This is a genomic window from Cellvibrio sp. ATLC23, assembly GCF_057196725.1.
In genome coordinates this window covers 471,090-486,029 of sequence record NZ_JBXUOS010000002.1, presented here as the reverse complement: position 1 = coordinate 486,029, position 14,940 = coordinate 471,090, and the positions used below count along the sequence as shown (strand labels likewise).

Genomic DNA, 14,940 nt, shown 5'->3' with positions numbered 1-14,940 from the left:
GAACTCTAATCTGGTTGTACTTATTATAACTTTGATTTTTTAATGGGCGTTGATAGCCCATACCCTGCTTCTTGTAGCTTTCTAAGGAGCATTGAGCCGAGGCTCAAATGACTTATGCAAGTTTCAATATCATCTTTTACATCATACTCGTGCCCGCGAGGATTTCTAATTCCTGACATTCCACCAGCGAAAAGAAATTTAAAACCTATTTGCTCATCCATTTCGGACATTGATGCCATTGGGTTTAACTTGATAAGTGGATTTTGCTCGTTGAATGCGTCCATCATTAGTTTGTAACCAGTTGTTGATTTTGATGATAGGCGCGCAACTTCCTTGTCAATATATTTATATGCGTCAAAGGTCGCATGTGAGTAATGACCGTTATCAAAAAGAGGTCGCACAAGGTTGGAAAGGTTTTCATGAATGTTGTGACGTTCGAAAGGATGCTGGTCTGCGATATCAGAGGTTGAGCGTGCAGTAAATATATATGCTTTTCGCGCAATCGATTCAAAGATGTCAATATGATTAGCCATTCAGCAAGTTCTCTCTAATACTCTTAAAAATTCTGTCATATGTTTCTTGCTCTCCATCTGAGGGCAGATTAACTTCGATGCGCACTGTAAGACCAACATTGTTTTCCTTCGCACCTGGCGGGTTCTTTATAGATACAGAATTTTTTTCCTTTTCTCCAATATCGATTATTTTAGTAGGTTTATCTGATTTTAATGGTTTGAGTTTTACTTCAGTCTTGGGTTTTGTTTTCCCTTTTATTTCAGGCATTTCATTATGTCCACAAAGAGATGCTAAAGCTTCAAATGTGACAGCTTGTCGCTTTCCTGTAATGGCGCTCGTTTGGTCATGCTGCCTGAAAAAAGTTATTAGTGCATTTGTATCTAGGTTCCAGGAGTTGTCACCATGCAAATCAAAAAGTTCGGAGTAGCTCGCTTTGACAGGTTCTGATAAAGCTTTTTGAAAAGCGTGGTCGTCATGTAGAGTAAATATTTTTGTAGCTGAAGCTGTTTTTTTGCCGTTTTCATCTATTATCCCAACAAATCGCAAAACATTAAGTAAGACCCCCTCGTTATTCGGTCCTATTGCTAACTTCTTAAGTGTGGTGGCGTCGAGCGTTGCGGGAAAAGATTTACGGAGGTGATTGAAAAGTTGAATAATTGGCCCCTTACTGCCCATGTAAGGATGTTTTTCGTCTGCCATAAATTGCTCCTTGATAAATAGTTATTAATTAAATTGCTATGGGTTAGGATACTTTCTTCTGATTAATTGCCGCCGTCTAAGTAAAGCATGAATTTTGATTTAAAATTTTCGACCGGCGCCCTGATGATGTGTTTTAGGGGCTTGGGCCAATTAAAGACTATCGCAGAGTTTAGCGCCAGCTGGAATTACAACAGATTACTTGGAAAGGATTGCCGTATTTAAATGTATTAATCGCCCCCTCCTCCGCCATCCCCTGAATCAGCATCACTATTCTTACCACCACCAAAAAAGCCACCACCGAAATCATCCGATCCCCCATCACCTCTGCGGTTACTGTGGAATCGACGTACCAGCCAGATAAGCAATATCAACAATGCGGCGGAAAATAGCAGAGGGAATAGCATGCCCTTGATCATATCGGGGGAGGTGATTTCGCTTTGGGAGAAGGCAATTGCCATGATGATCAGCAACAGGATGGGTCTACGCATGATTACTACTCCTTGGCGCCTACTGCTGAGGCGGCGGGTTACTGCGCGTGGCGCGCCCTACGGTCAATGTTTGAGCAGGAGTAGATTATCACTAATTTTTATTCCGGGGTGAATTACGCGACATTATTCGTAGTGCGTCCACATCCGCAGTACTTTCACTGTTTGCAGTTCATCTATGACCTGATACACCAGGCGGTGCTGAATATTAATGCGACGCGAGTATGCGCCGCTCAAATCGCCAATCAACTTTTCATAGGGTGGGGGATTTTGGAAAGGATTGGATTTGAGAATGTCCAGCAATGCAATAGCTTTGTCCTTTAAGCCTGCTGCCGCTAATTTTTGAGCATCTTTTTGAGCGTGTTTGCTAAAAATAATTTCCCAACTCACCAGTCCAACTCCTTGGCACATTTATCGATAGGTTCTGCCATGGATTCACGAATGGATTCGCGCATTCCAGGCACGGAAAGAAGATATAGCGTTTCTTGAATCGCAGTCCAGTCTTCTTCCGAGATTAGAATGGCATTGTTACGTTTGCCGGTAATGAGAACGGGTTGATGACTGTCTGCCGCTTCATCAATAAGGCGGTAAAGGTTTGAGCGAGCTTCGCTGACGGTGAAACTGGACATGAGATTGCTCCTGAAATGAACAGATAAAGCGTACGCCATTGCGTACGTCTTATCAAGTTGCTTTTCAATGCCAAGTTGGCTAGGGTTTATCTGGTATACAAGTATATTGGTTTTCGCCTTAAATCCACCTATAACCATAAAAGCTACTACTTATGAGAAATTCACGAGCTATTTATTCGCAGCTGTTGCTGCTGATTTGCCTTTCTTTACTCTCTGTTTCCAATGCCTTTGCTGATGTTAGCCTGCCGCGCCTGTTGAATGACGGTGCAATTCTCCAGCGCGATAAACCTTTAACGATTTGGGGTTGGGCGGCTGAAGGGGAGAAGGTGACGGTGAGTTTTGCGGGTAAGGAGAAATCGACCCAGGCCGTTGATGGAAAATGGCAAGTGACGTTTCCCGCGCGCAAAGCCGGTGGCCCTTTCGAGTTAGTGGTGACGGGCGAGAAGAATCAGTTAAAACGCAGCAATATTTTGCTGGGTGATTTGTGGGTCGCATCGGGTCAGTCGAATATGGAATTGCCTTTACGTCGGGTGAGACACCAATATCCGGGGCTGATTGAAACTACGCAGCAGCCCAATATCCGGGAATTTAATGTGCCTGTTGCTTATGCGTTTAAAGGGCCGTTGAGCGATTACACACAAGGCAATTGGAAAGCCGCGACGCCGGAAAATCTGGAAGGTTTTTCTGCTGTAGGATTTTTCTTTGCGCAAAAACTATTGGCAGAAAATAAAGTGCCGGTAGGTATTATTACAATTCCTGTCGGCGGTTCACCGGCTGAGGCTTGGGTGAGTGAATCGGTACTGCAACAATATCCCGAGTATTTAAAAAAGCTGCAACCGTTTAAAGACGATGCCCATGTGCAGGCGACTATCGCCAAAGATAAAGCCAATAGTGACAAATGGTATGGCGATTTGGGTGCAGCCGATCTTGGTTTGAAAAATAATTGGTCGCAAGAAAAACTCGATACCAGCGAGTGGAAGACCTTGCAGGTGCCGGGCTTTTTAAAAGAGCAGGGCATTGATTTCACCAACGGCGCATTCTGGGTGCGTAAAACGATTGAGTTGACGCAAGCGCAAGCAGCCAAAAAAGCGGTGTTGTGGTTGGGTTGTATTGTGGATGGCGACCAAGTATTCGTGAACGGGCAGGCAGTAGGTCAAACGGGTTATCAATATCCGCCGCGTATTTATGCTGTGCCTGCGGGGCTGTTAAAAGCCGGTAAAAACAGCATCGCCATTCGTGTAACCAGTTATTCGGCCAATGCCGGTTTTGTAAAAGATAAACGCTACGCCCTCATGTTGGGTGAAAGTAAATTTGGTGCGGCTTACTCGGGTGATGAAGAGGTTTCATTGCGCGGCGAGTGGCAATATAAAATCGCTGCTACAGCGGGATCGATGCAACCGGGTACTACCTTACATTATCTTCCATCATCATTGTTTAACGCGAAACTGGCACCTGCGTTGCCGCTGAAAATCAAAGGTGTGATTTGGTATCAGGGTGAATCCAATGTAAGCCGCGCAGCGGAATATCAACAATTAATGACGGATTTAATTAACGATTGGCGCAAACAGTTCCAACAAAAAGATCTTCCTTTTGTGTATGCACAATTGGCCAATTTCCTCCCCGCTGTTAGTGAGCCAGGTGAAAGTGGTTGGGCAGAATTGCGTGAGGCGCAACGCAAAACACTCGCAGTAAAAAATACCGCGATGGCAGTGGCAATTGATGCCGGTGAGTGGAACGATATTCACCCGCTGGATAAACAAACGGTGGGTGAGCGTTTGGCACTGGGAGCGTTGAAACTGGCTTATGGTAAAAAATCGCTGCTTGCTTCTGGGCCTTCTCTGAAAAAAGTTAAAGCCAAGGGCAGCAAGGTGGAATTGCTGTTTGCGGATGTGGGTAAAGGTTTGGAAACTCGTGGTGGTGAGTTAAAGCATATTGCCATCGCGGGGGCGGATAAGAAGTTTGTGTGGGCTAAGGCGGAGGTGAAGGGCGGCAAGATAGTAGTGTGGGCTGATGCTGTCGCCGAGCCTAAGTGGGTGCGCTACGCATGGGCGGATAACCCTGCGGGGGCAAATCTGTATAATAGCGCCGGTCTGCCTGCATCGTCGTTTGAGGCCAGTGTTAGCCAATGATTCGTTTACTTTTCCCGCATGATGGACACCGACACTCTCTCTGAGACTCGCCGTGAATCCATCCGTGGAGGCTCATTGCCCGCATCCCTGCGGGCAACGGTCTCAGAGAGAGAGTCGGAATCCATCACGCTCTCGCTGTGCTAATTTTATTAAACACGCCGGTGCAGAAACTAATTTCTCACTGGCGTTTTTATTTTGAAACAATTCGATATTTTTGATCTTCCCCCTGCAAGAACCGTTGCGATCATTGGCGGTGGCCCTGCGGGTTTAATGGCGGCAGAGGTAATTGCCGCTGCGGGACATCAGGTCGCTGTTTACGATGCCATGCCATCGGTTGGGCGAAAATTTTTATTGGCTGGTGTGGGGGGAATGAATATCACCCATGCAGAACCCGCTGAAGATTTTCGCGCGCGCTATTCTGCCAATTCACATTTCATTAATACCCTCAAACAATTTGATGCTGATGCGTTGCGCAGCTGGGTGCATGGTTTGGGTGTTGAAACTTTTGTGGGCACTTCGGGGCGCGTATTTCCGGCGGATATGAAAGCGGCGCCGCTGCTGCGTGCTTGGTTGCATCGTCTACGTGAGTTAGGGGTGAAAATTTATCCGCGCCACCGCTGGTTGGGCTTTGAAAACAATAAAGAATTAATTTTTTCCGCGCAGGAACACGGTAATAACACCACCAAAAGAATCACGACAGATGCGGTGCTCTTAGCCTTGGGCGGCGCCAGTTGGCAGCGTTTGGGTTCCGACGGCGCATGGGTGCCGCTGTTGCGGGAGCGCGATGTGCAGGTGCAGGAATTGGTGCCGAGCAATTGCGGCTTTGATGTGAGCTGGAGTGAACTGTTGCGCAGCCAACATGCGGGTGCGCCGCTGCACGGAGTGGGATTAAGTTGTACTGACTTACAGGGCATGCCGCGCAGTATTTTATCGGAAGCGATTATTAGCGCTTATGGTATCGAGGGAACAGGTATTTATGCTTTATCAAAATATTTGCGCGAACAGTTAACACAAAATGGTTCGGCATTATTGAATATCGATCTGCTGCCGGATCTGCCGCTGGAAAAAATTGTGCAACGGTTAAATAAACCGCGCGAGAAAAATTCGCTCAGTAATTTTTTACGCAAACAATTAAATCTCTCCCCAGCAAAGTTGGCCCTGTTGCGTGAACTCACCAGCAAACAAACCTTTGAAAATACAGACCTGCTAGCGCTGGCGATTAAGAAACTGTCGCTCACCTTAACTGCCACTCGGCCTATCGACGAAGCGATTAGTAGCGCCGGTGGTGTTACCGCCAAAGACTTGGATTCGGCTTTTATGCTTATAAAAATGCCCGGTGTATTTTGCGCTGGCGAAATGCTCGATTGGGATGCACCTACCGGCGGCTATTTGCTGACGGGTTGTTTTGCGTCTGGCCGCGCTGCCGGTTTTGGTGTTGTGCGTTATTTGCAGGCGCAGCCATGAAACAGGTATTGGTGATTGGATATGTCTGGCCTGAGCCCAATTCCTCGGCAGCCGGTAGCCGCATGTTGGAATTGATACAGGTATTTTTGGCGCGCGGCTGCGCGGTAACATTTGCCTCGGCAGCGGCTTTGTCTGAGCATAGGTTTGATCTGGCGAGCATCGGCGTTGCGGAAAAATCCATTGCACTCAATTGCAGTAGTTTTGATGCATTCATTGCGGATCTGCAACCGGATGCAGTGTTGTTCGATCGCTTTTTTACCGAGGAACAATTCGGTTGGCGGGTAGAGCAGGTGTGCCCGAGTGCATTGCGTATTCTGGATACGGAGGATTTGCACAGCCTGCGCCATGCGCGCCAGCAGTTATTAAAATCAGCGCAGAAAGCGTGCGCGAACGAAAAAGAAAAACAATCGATTGCCCCAATCGCTGCCGATAGCGCGCTGCTTTATCAGCAGATGTGTGCCGGTGATATGGCGGTGCGCGAAATAGCGGCTATTTTTCGCTGCGACTTGTCTTTAATGATTTCAGAGTATGAAATCGAATTGTTGCAGCGTTATTTTTCAGTGCCTGCACAATTATTGTTTTACTGCCCGTTTTTATCGCAACCTAAAATAGATTCGACTGCGTTACCTGAGTTTTTGGCGCGGCAACATTTTATTGCTATTGGCAACTTTCGCCATGAACCCAATTGGGATTCAGTGCTCTGGTTAAAACATCAATTATGGCCGATGATCCGCGCACAGCTGCCACAAGCGGAGTTACATATTTACGGTGCCTATCTGCCGCCTAAAGCGACCCAGTTGCACAATGCCAAAGAAGGTTTTCATATCAAGGGTTGGGCGGTCGATGCGCAAGCGGTTATGCAATCGGCGCGTGTTTGTCTCGCGCCGCTGCGTTTTGGTGCCGGCATTAAAGGCAAGTTAATGGATGCTATGCGCTGCGGCACTCCGAGCATTACCACCGCGATTGGCGCTGAATCGATGAGTGGTGAATTGCCTTGGGGCGGGGCGGTTGAAAACACGGCAGAAGCATTTGCCGCGACGGCGGTTGCGCATTATCAAGATGAAATTCTATGGCAACAAAAACAGCATCAGGGTTTTAGTATTTTGCGCGATTATTTTTATCGCGCTGATTATAGTGTTGTTTTGCAAGCACGTTTAACTCAACTTGCCGAACAGCGCGAGCATGAGCGCAATAACAATTTTATCGGCCAAATGCTACGCCATCACTCGCATAAAAGTACTCAGTATATGGGGCAGTGGATTGAAGCGAAAAATAAATAAATTTTGACGTGCCAGTAAAGGCAGTCTTATCGGCTTGAGTTGCAACCTGTCATGGGCTAGGCTAAGTTTTCCATTCCTCTGCAAGGTAGCGCTGTGATTAATTCTCTCGGTAAATACAGGTTTTTATTTCTATTTGCATTAGTGCATTCCCCAGTGCAGGTGTTTGCTCATGCCGAGCATGATAAGGAGCGTTATGTTGCCGTGGATGGGGTAGACGAGGGGCGTTGCGATCAGAAAGCTGCGCCCTGTAATACCATCGCCTATGCGGCAAAACAAGCGGGTAAGGGCGACAAAATTTTAGTGGCGGAAGGCCGTTACGATATTACTGATGTTGACTCTATTTTTTATCTTGCAGGTAGCGCGGTACCTGTCACTGCGGGTTATCAAAAAGGTAGCTACAAACCGACAGCACAAACGGGCAATACCATTTTGGTCGGTGTACCGCCGGAGTTTAGTGCTGGACTTGCAGAAAAAGGCTTTACCGTTATTGCTGACACTAAAGGGCTTAATCGCGAACAGCAGCAGTATCTCAATGCCAAACAAACACAAGTGGATGCGATGGCGCAAGCGCAAGTTGCGATGCCTTGTGTTGCCGGCAAAGCGGGCGAGTTTAGTTGCAATAAATTAGATCTGCTCGCGCATGTGCCACTCGCCACACTGGGTAATGGTAATTCGCGCGGCAATGATATTTGGGGTCACTTTGACTTGAACGACCAACGCGAATACGCGCTGGTGGGGTTGACTAATGGCGTGAGTGTGGTGGAGGTGACTGATCCACTGAATCCCCGCATCGTCAATTTTATTGCCAGCCAAAATACGATTTGGCGCGATCTAAAAACCTATCAATATTTTGATCAAAACCGGCGCCGCTGGATGAGCTATGCCTATGTCACGGCGGATGCGGCCTCAGTCGGCACAATGATTCTGGATTTGACGCAGTTGCCTGAAAAAGTAGTGCAGCTATCGAGTGAAAAAACCGACACCAGTGCGCACAATATTTATATCAGCAATGTGGATTATTTGACTGGTGTTGCACTTACTGGTCGTACACCCTACCTGCATGTAGCAGGCAGCGATAAACAGGGCGGTGCATTTAATACTTACTCGCTGGCTAATCCCATTAGTCCGGTTTCGGTTTATAAAAACGCAGCCAATTCGCGCAATTTTTATAGCCATGATGTGTCATCGCTGTGGATTGGCGATGCGCGCCGCGAGCAGTGCGCCGATAAAAATAATGATTGCGATTTGTTGCTGGATTACAACGAAGATGAAATTTTGTTGTGGGATAAAACCGATAACTCCAAGCCGTTTAATTTGGCGCGCAGCACTTATCAATATGTTTCCTATGTGCATTCCGGTTGGTGGACGGAGGATCGGCAATTTATCACCGTGCACGATGAATTGGATGAACAGCGTTATAGCTTAAATACGCGCGTGCGTTTTTTTGCAATTAATAATTTGCGCGCGCCGGAGTTGGCCGGTGAATATATCGGCCCCACCGCTGCAATTGATCACAATGGTTATACTCGCGGCAATCGCTATTACATCTCTAATTATGAGCGCGGCTTGGTGGTGCTGGATATTTCTGATCCGCGTAAACCGGTAGAGGCCGGTTTTTTTGACACTTATCCGCTGGCTAATTCCGCTTCGTTTAATGGCGCCTGGGGTACCTATCCGTTTTTGCCGAGCGGTAATATTGTAGTGAGCGATATCAACAGCGGCTTGTATGTGATTCGCGATAACACTGCAGGTGCGCAGGGCAGTGTGAAATTTTCCGGCGCACAGCGCACCGTGAAAGAAGGTGATGTAGTGCGTTTGTCGCTAATGCGCACCGGCGGAAATGTAGGTGCGGTAGAAGTGTTTTTTGAAACGCAAACCGGCAATGCTGACGCTGCAGATTTTACAATGAGCGCAGGCAGCGTGAGCTGGGGTGATGGCGATAGCAGTGAAAAAATAATTGAAATCCCGATTGCAGCCGACGGTGCAGACAATGAATTTACTGAGACTTTTTTTGTGCGACTGTTTAATCCGCGCAATGGGTTGATGTTGGCATCGCCCAGTTTGGTTGTCATTAATATCGCTGATAAGCCCGATGAACCGGTGATGCAGAGTTCATCATCCAGTAGCTCTTCGGCAACTGCGTCATCAAGCGCATCGTCATTGAATTCGACCAGTTCTGTTATTGCATCCGGCGGGCAAAAATCGAGTGGTGGTGGATCTATACCAGCGCTATTCATTGTTGCCCTCGGAATCTTGTTTGTAGTTAAACGAATTACTCGCGGTGAATAACAATGGCAGTAGAAATCGAGCGTAAATTTTTGGTGGTGGGTGATACATGGCGCACTGCCCCTGCGGTGTTTTATTCGCAGGGGTATTTGAATCGCGACAAGTGGCGCACGGTGCGGGTACGCATAGCGGGTGAAGAGGCTTTCTTGACGATTAAGGGGGAGTCTGTCGGTGCGCGCCGCGCCGAGTTTGAATATCCTATTCCCCTGTGGGATGCACGCGAGTTATTGACGCTGTGTGAGCAGCCGCTGATTGAGAAAAACCGGCGCAAGATTCTTCATGAAGGTTTTATTTGGGAAGTCGATGAGTTTTTGGGGGAAAATCTGGGCTTGGTGGTAGCGGAGATTGAGCTGCCTGCGGAAGATTCCGAATTTCCACGACCTGAATGGATCGGAGAGGAGGTAACTGACGATTCGCGCTATTTTAATTCCAGCCTCTCGCTTGCGCCTTTTAGTCAGTGGAAATAGCTGTTAGCTATTAGGTTTATGTAGTTAATTTTCTTTGGTAATGATTATCGCTTGCGTAGTATGGACTCATCGGCTGAAGACAAGTGAATCAGCCCTCCATTAGCAAGCAAGGATCTCATCATGGCAAAGACCGCAACATTTGCAGCAGTTCACTTTAGCGTTGCCTTTTCCGTCGGCTACGCCTTGACGGGTAGTGTGGTTATTGGTGGCACTATGGCTCTGGTGGAGCCGGCCATTAATACGGTGGCATTCTATTTCCATGAGATGGGCTGGCAGAAATTTGCCGAGAACAAGGCAGTATTACAGGAGGCTTTTGCCAATAGTGTCTAGTTGGCCTTGATAAAAAACGGCCTACTCTCATGCAAGGGCAGGCCGTTTTTTTATGGCAATAGGATTATTTTTCGGTGGTTTTTTCGATCTCGTCGCCGCTAGCTTCGCGCTCGTCTTGCTCTTCTGTTTCTTCGCGCTCTTCACTCCGGCGCTTAAGCATGCGGCCAAAAAATAAACCTGCTTCAAACAACATCCACATAGGAACGGCGAGCATGGCTTGCGAGAATATGTCTGGAGGGGTGAGCAGCATGCCTACGAAAAAGCATCCAACAACAATATAACGGCGTTTTTCTGCCAGCCCTTCAGGAGTGACGACACCGGCGTGGATCAATAACACAGTGGCAACCGGAATTTCAAAGGCAAAACCAAAGGCAAAAAACATATGCAGCACCAAGTCCAAGTACTTGGTGATGTCGGTCATAGTGCTAACACCTTCCAGCTCAATTCCCATAGTGAAATTAAATAACATGGGCAGCACTAGAAAGTACGCGAACGCCATACCGGCAAAAAACAACAGCACGCTGGAAATCAGCAGCGGCGCGGCTAGTTGCTGTTCATGTTTATACAATCCGGGCGCGATGAACGACCAAATCTGAAACAAAATAAAGGGCACCGCCAAAAACATGGCCAGATAAAACGTGAGCTTGAGCGGTGTTAAAAACGGCGAGATCACATCGGTTGCGATCATGTGGGTGCCGGCGGGCAGCACCGCCTGCAGTGGCGCGGAGACGATGCCGTAGATGTCGGTCGCAAAGGGAAATAGGCAAACGAAAACGGCTAGCAAAAAATACACAATATGCAGCAGACGGGTGCGCAACTCGATCAGATGCTGTACCAGCGGCTGCTCTTTATCCTGGGGTGACTGGTTCATGAGGTGCTAGTGGCCTGTACCTGACTGGGGTTGAGCGGTTGAACTCGCTGTTGGCTCCTCGCTTGCCGCGGTGGTAGCGGAGGTTGGCGGCGCTATTGAATCAGCGGTGTGAGCGTGATCGGGTAGTTCTTCCGGCGGGCCATAGTCTTTAGCGCTGGGGGCTGGCGTTTGATCGATAGTCGCTGCCGCCTCGGCTTCCGCTTCGCGCATGGTTTTTTCAATCCGCAGGCGAGCTTCTTCCAGGTTTTGCATCACTTCTTCGTTGTGCAGCTGGCGGCGAATATCATCTGCGCCGATTTGCCGCTCAATCTCTTGGCGGGTATCGCGCAGGCTGCGTTTCAATCGGCCAATCCATAGGCCGACTGTGCGTACAGTACCGGGCAATTGCTCCGGGCCTATAACAACCAGTGCAACAATTAAACAGACCAGTAATTCAGTAAAACCAATGTCGAACACGGCTTAAACCTTAGTGTTTTTTTGGTCAACTTTATCGCCGGCAGGTGTGGCGCTAGTGCTTTTTTGATCGATAATTTTCTGCGCTTCCTCTTCTTCTTTTTTGGCTTCATCGCCGCTCATCGAGTTTTTGAAGCCTTTAATCATACTGCCCAAATCGCCACCCAAGGTACGTAAGCGCTTGGTGCCGAACAGCATAACCACAATCGCCAGAACGATAAGGAGTTGCCAAATGCTAATGCCACTGAGACCCATAATGATTTCCTCGCAAAAAGATAAGTAAGTTTGATTATTATTCCTGAGTACGCGCTGCTTTTTCGTCGTGACCCGAGACGTTAAAGCGACGCGCCAGCTCCTTTAATACTGCGTCGGCATCGGTGCCGAGATGCGATAACATTACCAGACTGTGAAACCATAAATCAGCAGTTTCGTAGATCAGCTCGGAATTATCGCCACTGGCTTGAGCGTCCTTCGCGGCCAAAATCGTTTCGGTGCATTCCTCACCGACCTTTTCCAAAATCTTATTCAGCCCTTTTTGATGCAGGCTGGCAACGTAAGATGTCTCCGCACCCGCATTATTTTTGCGCGCTTCGAGAATTTCAGTCAGTTGTTGCAGTATATCGTTACTCATGAACAGCTCTTTTACTGATAACGGGTGATAATCCTAGCGGTAGATGTCGGCTGGATCTTTTAATACGGGTTCGACAGTCTGCCATTCGCCATCTTTCAACACCCGGTAAAAACAGGATTCTCTACCCGTGTGACAGGCGATGCCGCCCAGTTGTTCAACTTGCAGGACTATGACATCTTCATCGCAGTCGAGACGAATCTCATGCAGCTTCTGGATATGGCCGGAGGTTTCACCCTTGTGCCAGAGTTGATTGCGCGAGCGCGACCAATAGACTGCCTCACCGCGCTCGGCTGAAAGCTGGAGCGATTCGCGATTCATCCAAGCCATCATCAAAATGCGACCGGTGTTGGCATCCTGTGCAATAGCGGGAACCAAACCATCGCTGTTCCAATTCACGGCGTCTAACCAATTACTCATATGTTTACTCTGTAGAATCTTACGCCAAATTTTGTGCGCGCAGTGCTTTTATTAGATTGGCGCGCAGATGTTGGACATTGACGGTGCCGATAATGGCACTGGTGACCCCAGGGTGAGCGTAGGCAAAATCCAATGCGCTCTGGATGGGGTCTTGGTTACGGTTTTCGCGCTGCTCGGCATCTTTTGCGGCAGCGTGAACGGGAGGCGCATCATGGCAGATATGGCCGCTTGCGAGAACCTTTTTTAGTAGAACTGCCGCACCTTGTTGCGCAGATTTTGCGATCACCGCCTCTTCATCGGTGTAATCCGCGTGGTACATCAGCATCACAGCGTCGCAGACTTCGGCGGCGAGCAGCCCGCCTTCCACCGTTTTACTGGAGATGCCCAGTGCGCGAATCCAGCCTTCCTGTTTGAGCTGTTGTAAGGTTTGCAGTGCGCCGCTGTTGAGCAGTATGTCCAGATCATTGCCGTCTGAGTGAATCATCACCAGATCGAGATAGTCGGTGCGCAAGCGGCGCAGCGAGCGCTCTACGCTCATGCGAGTGTGTTTGGGGCTGAAGTCGAAGTAGGAGCGGCCTTCGTCGGAAAATTTATCGGCTTCAAACTCTTCACCGACTTTGGTGGAGATGACCCAGTCTTTGCGCTCTTTGCGCAGCAAATCGCCCAAGCGCTCTTCGCTATAGCCGTAAGAGGGGGCGGTATCGACAAAGTTGACCCCCATGTCGCGGGTACAGTTGAGCAATTCTCGCAGCTGTTCATCGCTGGGCAGGGTAAAACTCTGGGGGTATTTCAGGCCTTGGGTGCGGCCAAATTTCACCGTGCCCAAACCAAAGGTGCTCACCTCTATATCGGTACGGCCAAGGCGTTTACGCGGCATCATTGTTAGTTGTCCTCCTCATCTGGCTCCCGAAAACGCAGCGCCAGTTTTTCTTCAGCGCTCATCGCTGGGGGGAATGCGAGTTCCCACGGGGTTTTGGCCAGCTCGGCATAAGGCAGATACTGGTGCAAATGAACGCCGTTGTGCGATGGCGTTATACCGGCATCGCCCAGTAAATCGAGTGCTTGATTGGCGAGGTTGGGCGCCAGAGTCAACTTGGTCGGCCAGCCGACCAGCAGGTTGCTTGCACCTTCGGCGGGGGCGATAAAAGCATTGTCGGGGCGTATCAAGCCGGGCTGCAATGACTCGGCGCGGGAAATTGGCAAAGTGGCCCATTCTGCGCCTTCGAGGTTCACCCATGGGATCAGTTCACCTAATTCCTGTTTGGCTTGTTCGATAAGATCGTCGGGCGCCATGCCTGCACCTTTTTCAGCCAAGCTGCCACCCAGATACCAGACCTGCGCGCCATCGGGCAGGCGGTGGCTGGAAATGGTCAGGCGCGGAGTGGTCTCGTGGCCGAGGCAGTGGCCGTAAAAATCAAACGGATGGTAGTGTTTTACCATCACCTGCTGCAGTGGACGCAATTGCATCGCCGGGCTTGCCAGTCCTAGTTGCTGCAGTAATTCGGCATTGCCCTTGCCGGCGGTAAACACAAAACGCTGGGCATGAATCTCAAGCGGCTGCTCCGGTGTATCAATTCGCAGGTTGACTTTCCCCTCGGCGTTTTTGTGCAGCTTGGCTTGTGACCAATCAATCTGGAAGCAGTGGCTTTTTACATTGAGCGCGAGATTGGCGACGAGGCTGGGGGCATCGATCACTATGTCTTCCAGCCGATACAGGCTGCCGGTGAAATCTTTATGGCGCAGCAGCGGCGGGCGGCGATCCTGATGGACTGGCTCAACCCGGCCGCGGGTAATTTTGCTGGCGAGAAAGCCGGTGAGCTTGCTGCCCAAATCATCGCCCGACCACATAAAAAAGTGGTCGCTGAGGATGCGGGTATGGCGTAAATCCACATCGCCTTCACCGCACAGGCAGGCGCGCCAGTGTTTGGGCATTTCTGCTATAGCTTCGGAGGCGCCGGTGAGTGCACCCGCGAGGGTGTATTTCATGCCACCGTGGATCATGCCTTGGGAGGCAAGGGTTTGCTCGCTGCCGAGCGCTTTGGCTTCAAACAGGGAGATACTGAACCCGGCAAGCTGGGCGCGATTGGCCAGCCAAAGTCCGGCCACGCCGCCGCCGATAATCGCCAGATCAAGATGAATGGGAAGTGGGCTTTGGCTCATGAATAGGGAGGTTCCGACAATGGCGCAGGTGTTAATTCAAAATGGGCGCGCAGTATAAGTCTTTCGCGCGTGAATTACCCTTGCAGCGGGTGCTGCTGCTAATATGCATAAAATTTTACGGGTATG

At 49.2% G+C, this 14,940-nt stretch carries 18 protein-coding genes; 6 read left to right on the top strand and 12 right to left on the bottom strand.

Annotated elements, in window-relative coordinates; translation table 11 throughout:
* Window positions 1-23 precede the first annotated feature (23 nt).
* From AC2CG4_RS05065 to AC2CG4_RS05045, 5 genes are all read right to left on the bottom strand, one after another.
* The gene (locus tag AC2CG4_RS05065) at window positions 24-533 is read right to left on the bottom strand and encodes a TIGR02391 family protein (RefSeq protein ID WP_484485235.1); all 510 of its coding nucleotides are present in this window, start codon (window positions 531-533) and stop codon (window positions 24-26) included.
* On the bottom strand, window positions 526-1,212 hold the full coding sequence (locus AC2CG4_RS05060) for a DUF5343 domain-containing protein (protein ID WP_484485234.1): 687 nt from the start codon (window positions 1,210-1,212) through the stop codon (window positions 526-528). Before AC2CG4_RS05060 ends, AC2CG4_RS05065 begins: the two co-directional genes overlap by 8 nt.
* A gap of 227 nt (window positions 1,213-1,439) precedes the next feature.
* The gene (locus AC2CG4_RS05055) at window positions 1,440-1,700 is read right to left on the bottom strand and encodes a hypothetical protein (protein WP_484485233.1); all 261 of its coding nucleotides are present in this window, start codon (window positions 1,698-1,700) and stop codon (window positions 1,440-1,442) included.
* Between the two features lie 123 nt (window positions 1,701-1,823).
* A complete protein-coding gene (locus AC2CG4_RS05050; RefSeq protein WP_062063838.1) occupies window positions 1,824-2,087 on the bottom strand; it encodes a Txe/YoeB family addiction module toxin in 264 nt (87 codons plus the stop codon).
* The gene (locus AC2CG4_RS05045; RefSeq protein WP_062063970.1) at window positions 2,084-2,326 is read right to left on the bottom strand and encodes a type II toxin-antitoxin system Phd/YefM family antitoxin; all 243 of its coding nucleotides are present in this window, start codon (window positions 2,324-2,326) and stop codon (window positions 2,084-2,086) included. The genes AC2CG4_RS05050 and AC2CG4_RS05045 overlap by 4 nt, the downstream gene beginning before the upstream one ends.
* Before the next feature lie 152 nt (window positions 2,327-2,478).
* Between AC2CG4_RS05045 and AC2CG4_RS05040 the strand changes: the two genes are divergently transcribed.
* The 6 genes from AC2CG4_RS05040 to AC2CG4_RS05015 all read left to right on the top strand — a co-directional run bounded on the left by AC2CG4_RS05040 (window position 2,479) and on the right by AC2CG4_RS05015 (window position 10,282).
* Window positions 2,479-4,455 carry a sialate O-acetylesterase gene (locus AC2CG4_RS05040; RefSeq protein WP_484485232.1) on the top strand — a complete coding sequence of 659 codons (1,977 nt, stop codon included), beginning with the start codon at window positions 2,479-2,481 and terminating at the stop codon, window positions 4,453-4,455.
* Window positions 4,456-4,650: 195 nt separating this feature from the next.
* Entirely contained in the window at window positions 4,651-5,919 is a 1,269-nt protein-coding gene (locus AC2CG4_RS05035) for a TIGR03862 family flavoprotein (protein ID WP_484485231.1), read from the top strand.
* On the top strand, window positions 5,916-7,199 hold the full coding sequence (locus AC2CG4_RS05030) for a glycosyltransferase (RefSeq protein WP_484485230.1): 1,284 nt from the start codon (window positions 5,916-5,918) through the stop codon (window positions 7,197-7,199). Before AC2CG4_RS05035 ends, AC2CG4_RS05030 begins: the two co-directional genes overlap by 4 nt.
* A 93-nt stretch (window positions 7,200-7,292) precedes the next feature.
* A complete protein-coding gene (locus AC2CG4_RS05025; protein ID WP_484485229.1) occupies window positions 7,293-9,488 on the top strand; it encodes a choice-of-anchor B family protein in 2,196 nt (731 codons plus the stop codon).
* Window positions 9,489-9,490: 2 nt separating this feature from the next.
* Window positions 9,491-9,952 (top strand): CYTH domain-containing protein, encoded by a 462-nt coding sequence (locus AC2CG4_RS05020; RefSeq protein WP_484485228.1) that lies wholly within the window; start codon window positions 9,491-9,493, stop codon window positions 9,950-9,952.
* Between the two features lie 120 nt (window positions 9,953-10,072).
* On the top strand, window positions 10,073-10,282 hold the full coding sequence (locus AC2CG4_RS05015; protein ID WP_062063847.1) for a DUF2061 domain-containing protein: 210 nt from the start codon (window positions 10,073-10,075) through the stop codon (window positions 10,280-10,282).
* 64 nt (window positions 10,283-10,346) lie between these two features.
* Here the strand turns inward: AC2CG4_RS05015 and tatC are convergent, their stop codons facing one another.
* From tatC to AC2CG4_RS04980, 7 genes are read right to left on the bottom strand one after another with little or no spacing between them, the layout of a single operon-like run.
* On the bottom strand, window positions 10,347-11,153 hold the full coding sequence (gene tatC, locus AC2CG4_RS05010; protein WP_484485227.1) for a twin-arginine translocase subunit TatC: 807 nt from the start codon (window positions 11,151-11,153) through the stop codon (window positions 10,347-10,349).
* A 6-nt stretch (window positions 11,154-11,159) separates the two neighbouring features.
* Complete coding sequence (tatB, locus tag AC2CG4_RS05005) at window positions 11,160-11,609, bottom strand: Sec-independent protein translocase protein TatB (protein ID WP_484485226.1); 450 nt, start codon at window positions 11,607-11,609, stop codon at window positions 11,160-11,162.
* A 3-nt stretch (window positions 11,610-11,612) separates the two neighbouring features.
* Window positions 11,613-11,861 carry a twin-arginine translocase TatA/TatE family subunit gene (gene tatA, locus AC2CG4_RS05000; protein ID WP_484485225.1) on the bottom strand — a complete coding sequence of 83 codons (249 nt, stop codon included), beginning with the start codon at window positions 11,859-11,861 and terminating at the stop codon, window positions 11,613-11,615.
* 37 nt (window positions 11,862-11,898) lie between these two features.
* Entirely contained in the window at window positions 11,899-12,237 is a 339-nt protein-coding gene (locus tag AC2CG4_RS04995) for a phosphoribosyl-ATP diphosphatase (protein ID WP_484485224.1), read from the bottom strand.
* A 33-nt stretch (window positions 12,238-12,270) separates the two neighbouring features.
* Window positions 12,271-12,654 (bottom strand): phosphoribosyl-AMP cyclohydrolase, encoded by a 384-nt coding sequence (hisI, locus tag AC2CG4_RS04990; RefSeq protein WP_062063855.1) that lies wholly within the window; start codon window positions 12,652-12,654, stop codon window positions 12,271-12,273.
* Between the two features lie 19 nt (window positions 12,655-12,673).
* Window positions 12,674-13,534 carry an aldo/keto reductase gene (locus tag AC2CG4_RS04985; RefSeq protein ID WP_484485223.1) on the bottom strand — a complete coding sequence of 287 codons (861 nt, stop codon included), beginning with the start codon at window positions 13,532-13,534 and terminating at the stop codon, window positions 12,674-12,676.
* 2 nt (window positions 13,535-13,536) lie between these two features.
* Window positions 13,537-14,814, bottom strand: coding sequence for an NAD(P)/FAD-dependent oxidoreductase (locus AC2CG4_RS04980; protein WP_484485222.1), 1,278 nt, complete (start codon window positions 14,812-14,814; stop codon window positions 13,537-13,539).
* Window positions 14,815-14,940 lie beyond the last annotated feature (126 nt).

Excerpts from the sequence above, each read along its gene's own strand:
- AC2CG4_RS05065 (WP_484485235.1), bottom strand. The coding sequence starts at position 533 with ATGGCTAATCATATTGACATCTTTGAATCGATTGCGCGAAAAGCATAT.
- AC2CG4_RS05060 (WP_484485234.1), bottom strand. The coding sequence starts at position 1,212 with ATGGCAGACGAAAAACATCCTTACATGGGCAGTAAGGGGCCAATTATT.
- AC2CG4_RS05055 (WP_484485233.1), bottom strand. The coding sequence starts at position 1,700 with ATGCGTAGACCCATCCTGTTGCTGATCATCATGGCAATTGCCTTCTCC.
- AC2CG4_RS05045 (WP_062063970.1), bottom strand. The coding sequence starts at position 2,326 with ATGTCCAGTTTCACCGTCAGCGAAGCTCGCTCAAACCTTTACCGCCTT.
- AC2CG4_RS05040 (WP_484485232.1), top strand. The coding sequence starts at position 2,479 with ATGAGAAATTCACGAGCTATTTATTCGCAGCTGTTGCTGCTGATTTGC.
- AC2CG4_RS05030 (WP_484485230.1), top strand. The coding sequence starts at position 5,916 with ATGAAACAGGTATTGGTGATTGGATATGTCTGGCCTGAGCCCAATTCC.
- AC2CG4_RS05020 (WP_484485228.1), top strand. The coding sequence starts at position 9,491 with ATGGCAGTAGAAATCGAGCGTAAATTTTTGGTGGTGGGTGATACATGG.
- AC2CG4_RS05015 (WP_062063847.1), top strand. The coding sequence starts at position 10,073 with ATGGCAAAGACCGCAACATTTGCAGCAGTTCACTTTAGCGTTGCCTTT.
- tatC (WP_484485227.1), bottom strand. The coding sequence starts at position 11,153 with ATGAACCAGTCACCCCAGGATAAAGAGCAGCCGCTGGTACAGCATCTG.
- tatA (WP_484485225.1), bottom strand. The coding sequence starts at position 11,861 with ATGGGTCTCAGTGGCATTAGCATTTGGCAACTCCTTATCGTTCTGGCG.
- AC2CG4_RS04995 (WP_484485224.1), bottom strand. The coding sequence starts at position 12,237 with ATGAGTAACGATATACTGCAACAACTGACTGAAATTCTCGAAGCGCGC.
- hisI (WP_062063855.1), bottom strand. The coding sequence starts at position 12,654 with ATGAGTAATTGGTTAGACGCCGTGAATTGGAACAGCGATGGTTTGGTT.
- AC2CG4_RS04985 (WP_484485223.1), bottom strand. The coding sequence starts at position 13,534 with ATGATGCCGCGTAAACGCCTTGGCCGTACCGATATAGAGGTGAGCACC.
- AC2CG4_RS04980 (WP_484485222.1), bottom strand. The coding sequence starts at position 14,814 with ATGAGCCAAAGCCCACTTCCCATTCATCTTGATCTGGCGATTATCGGC.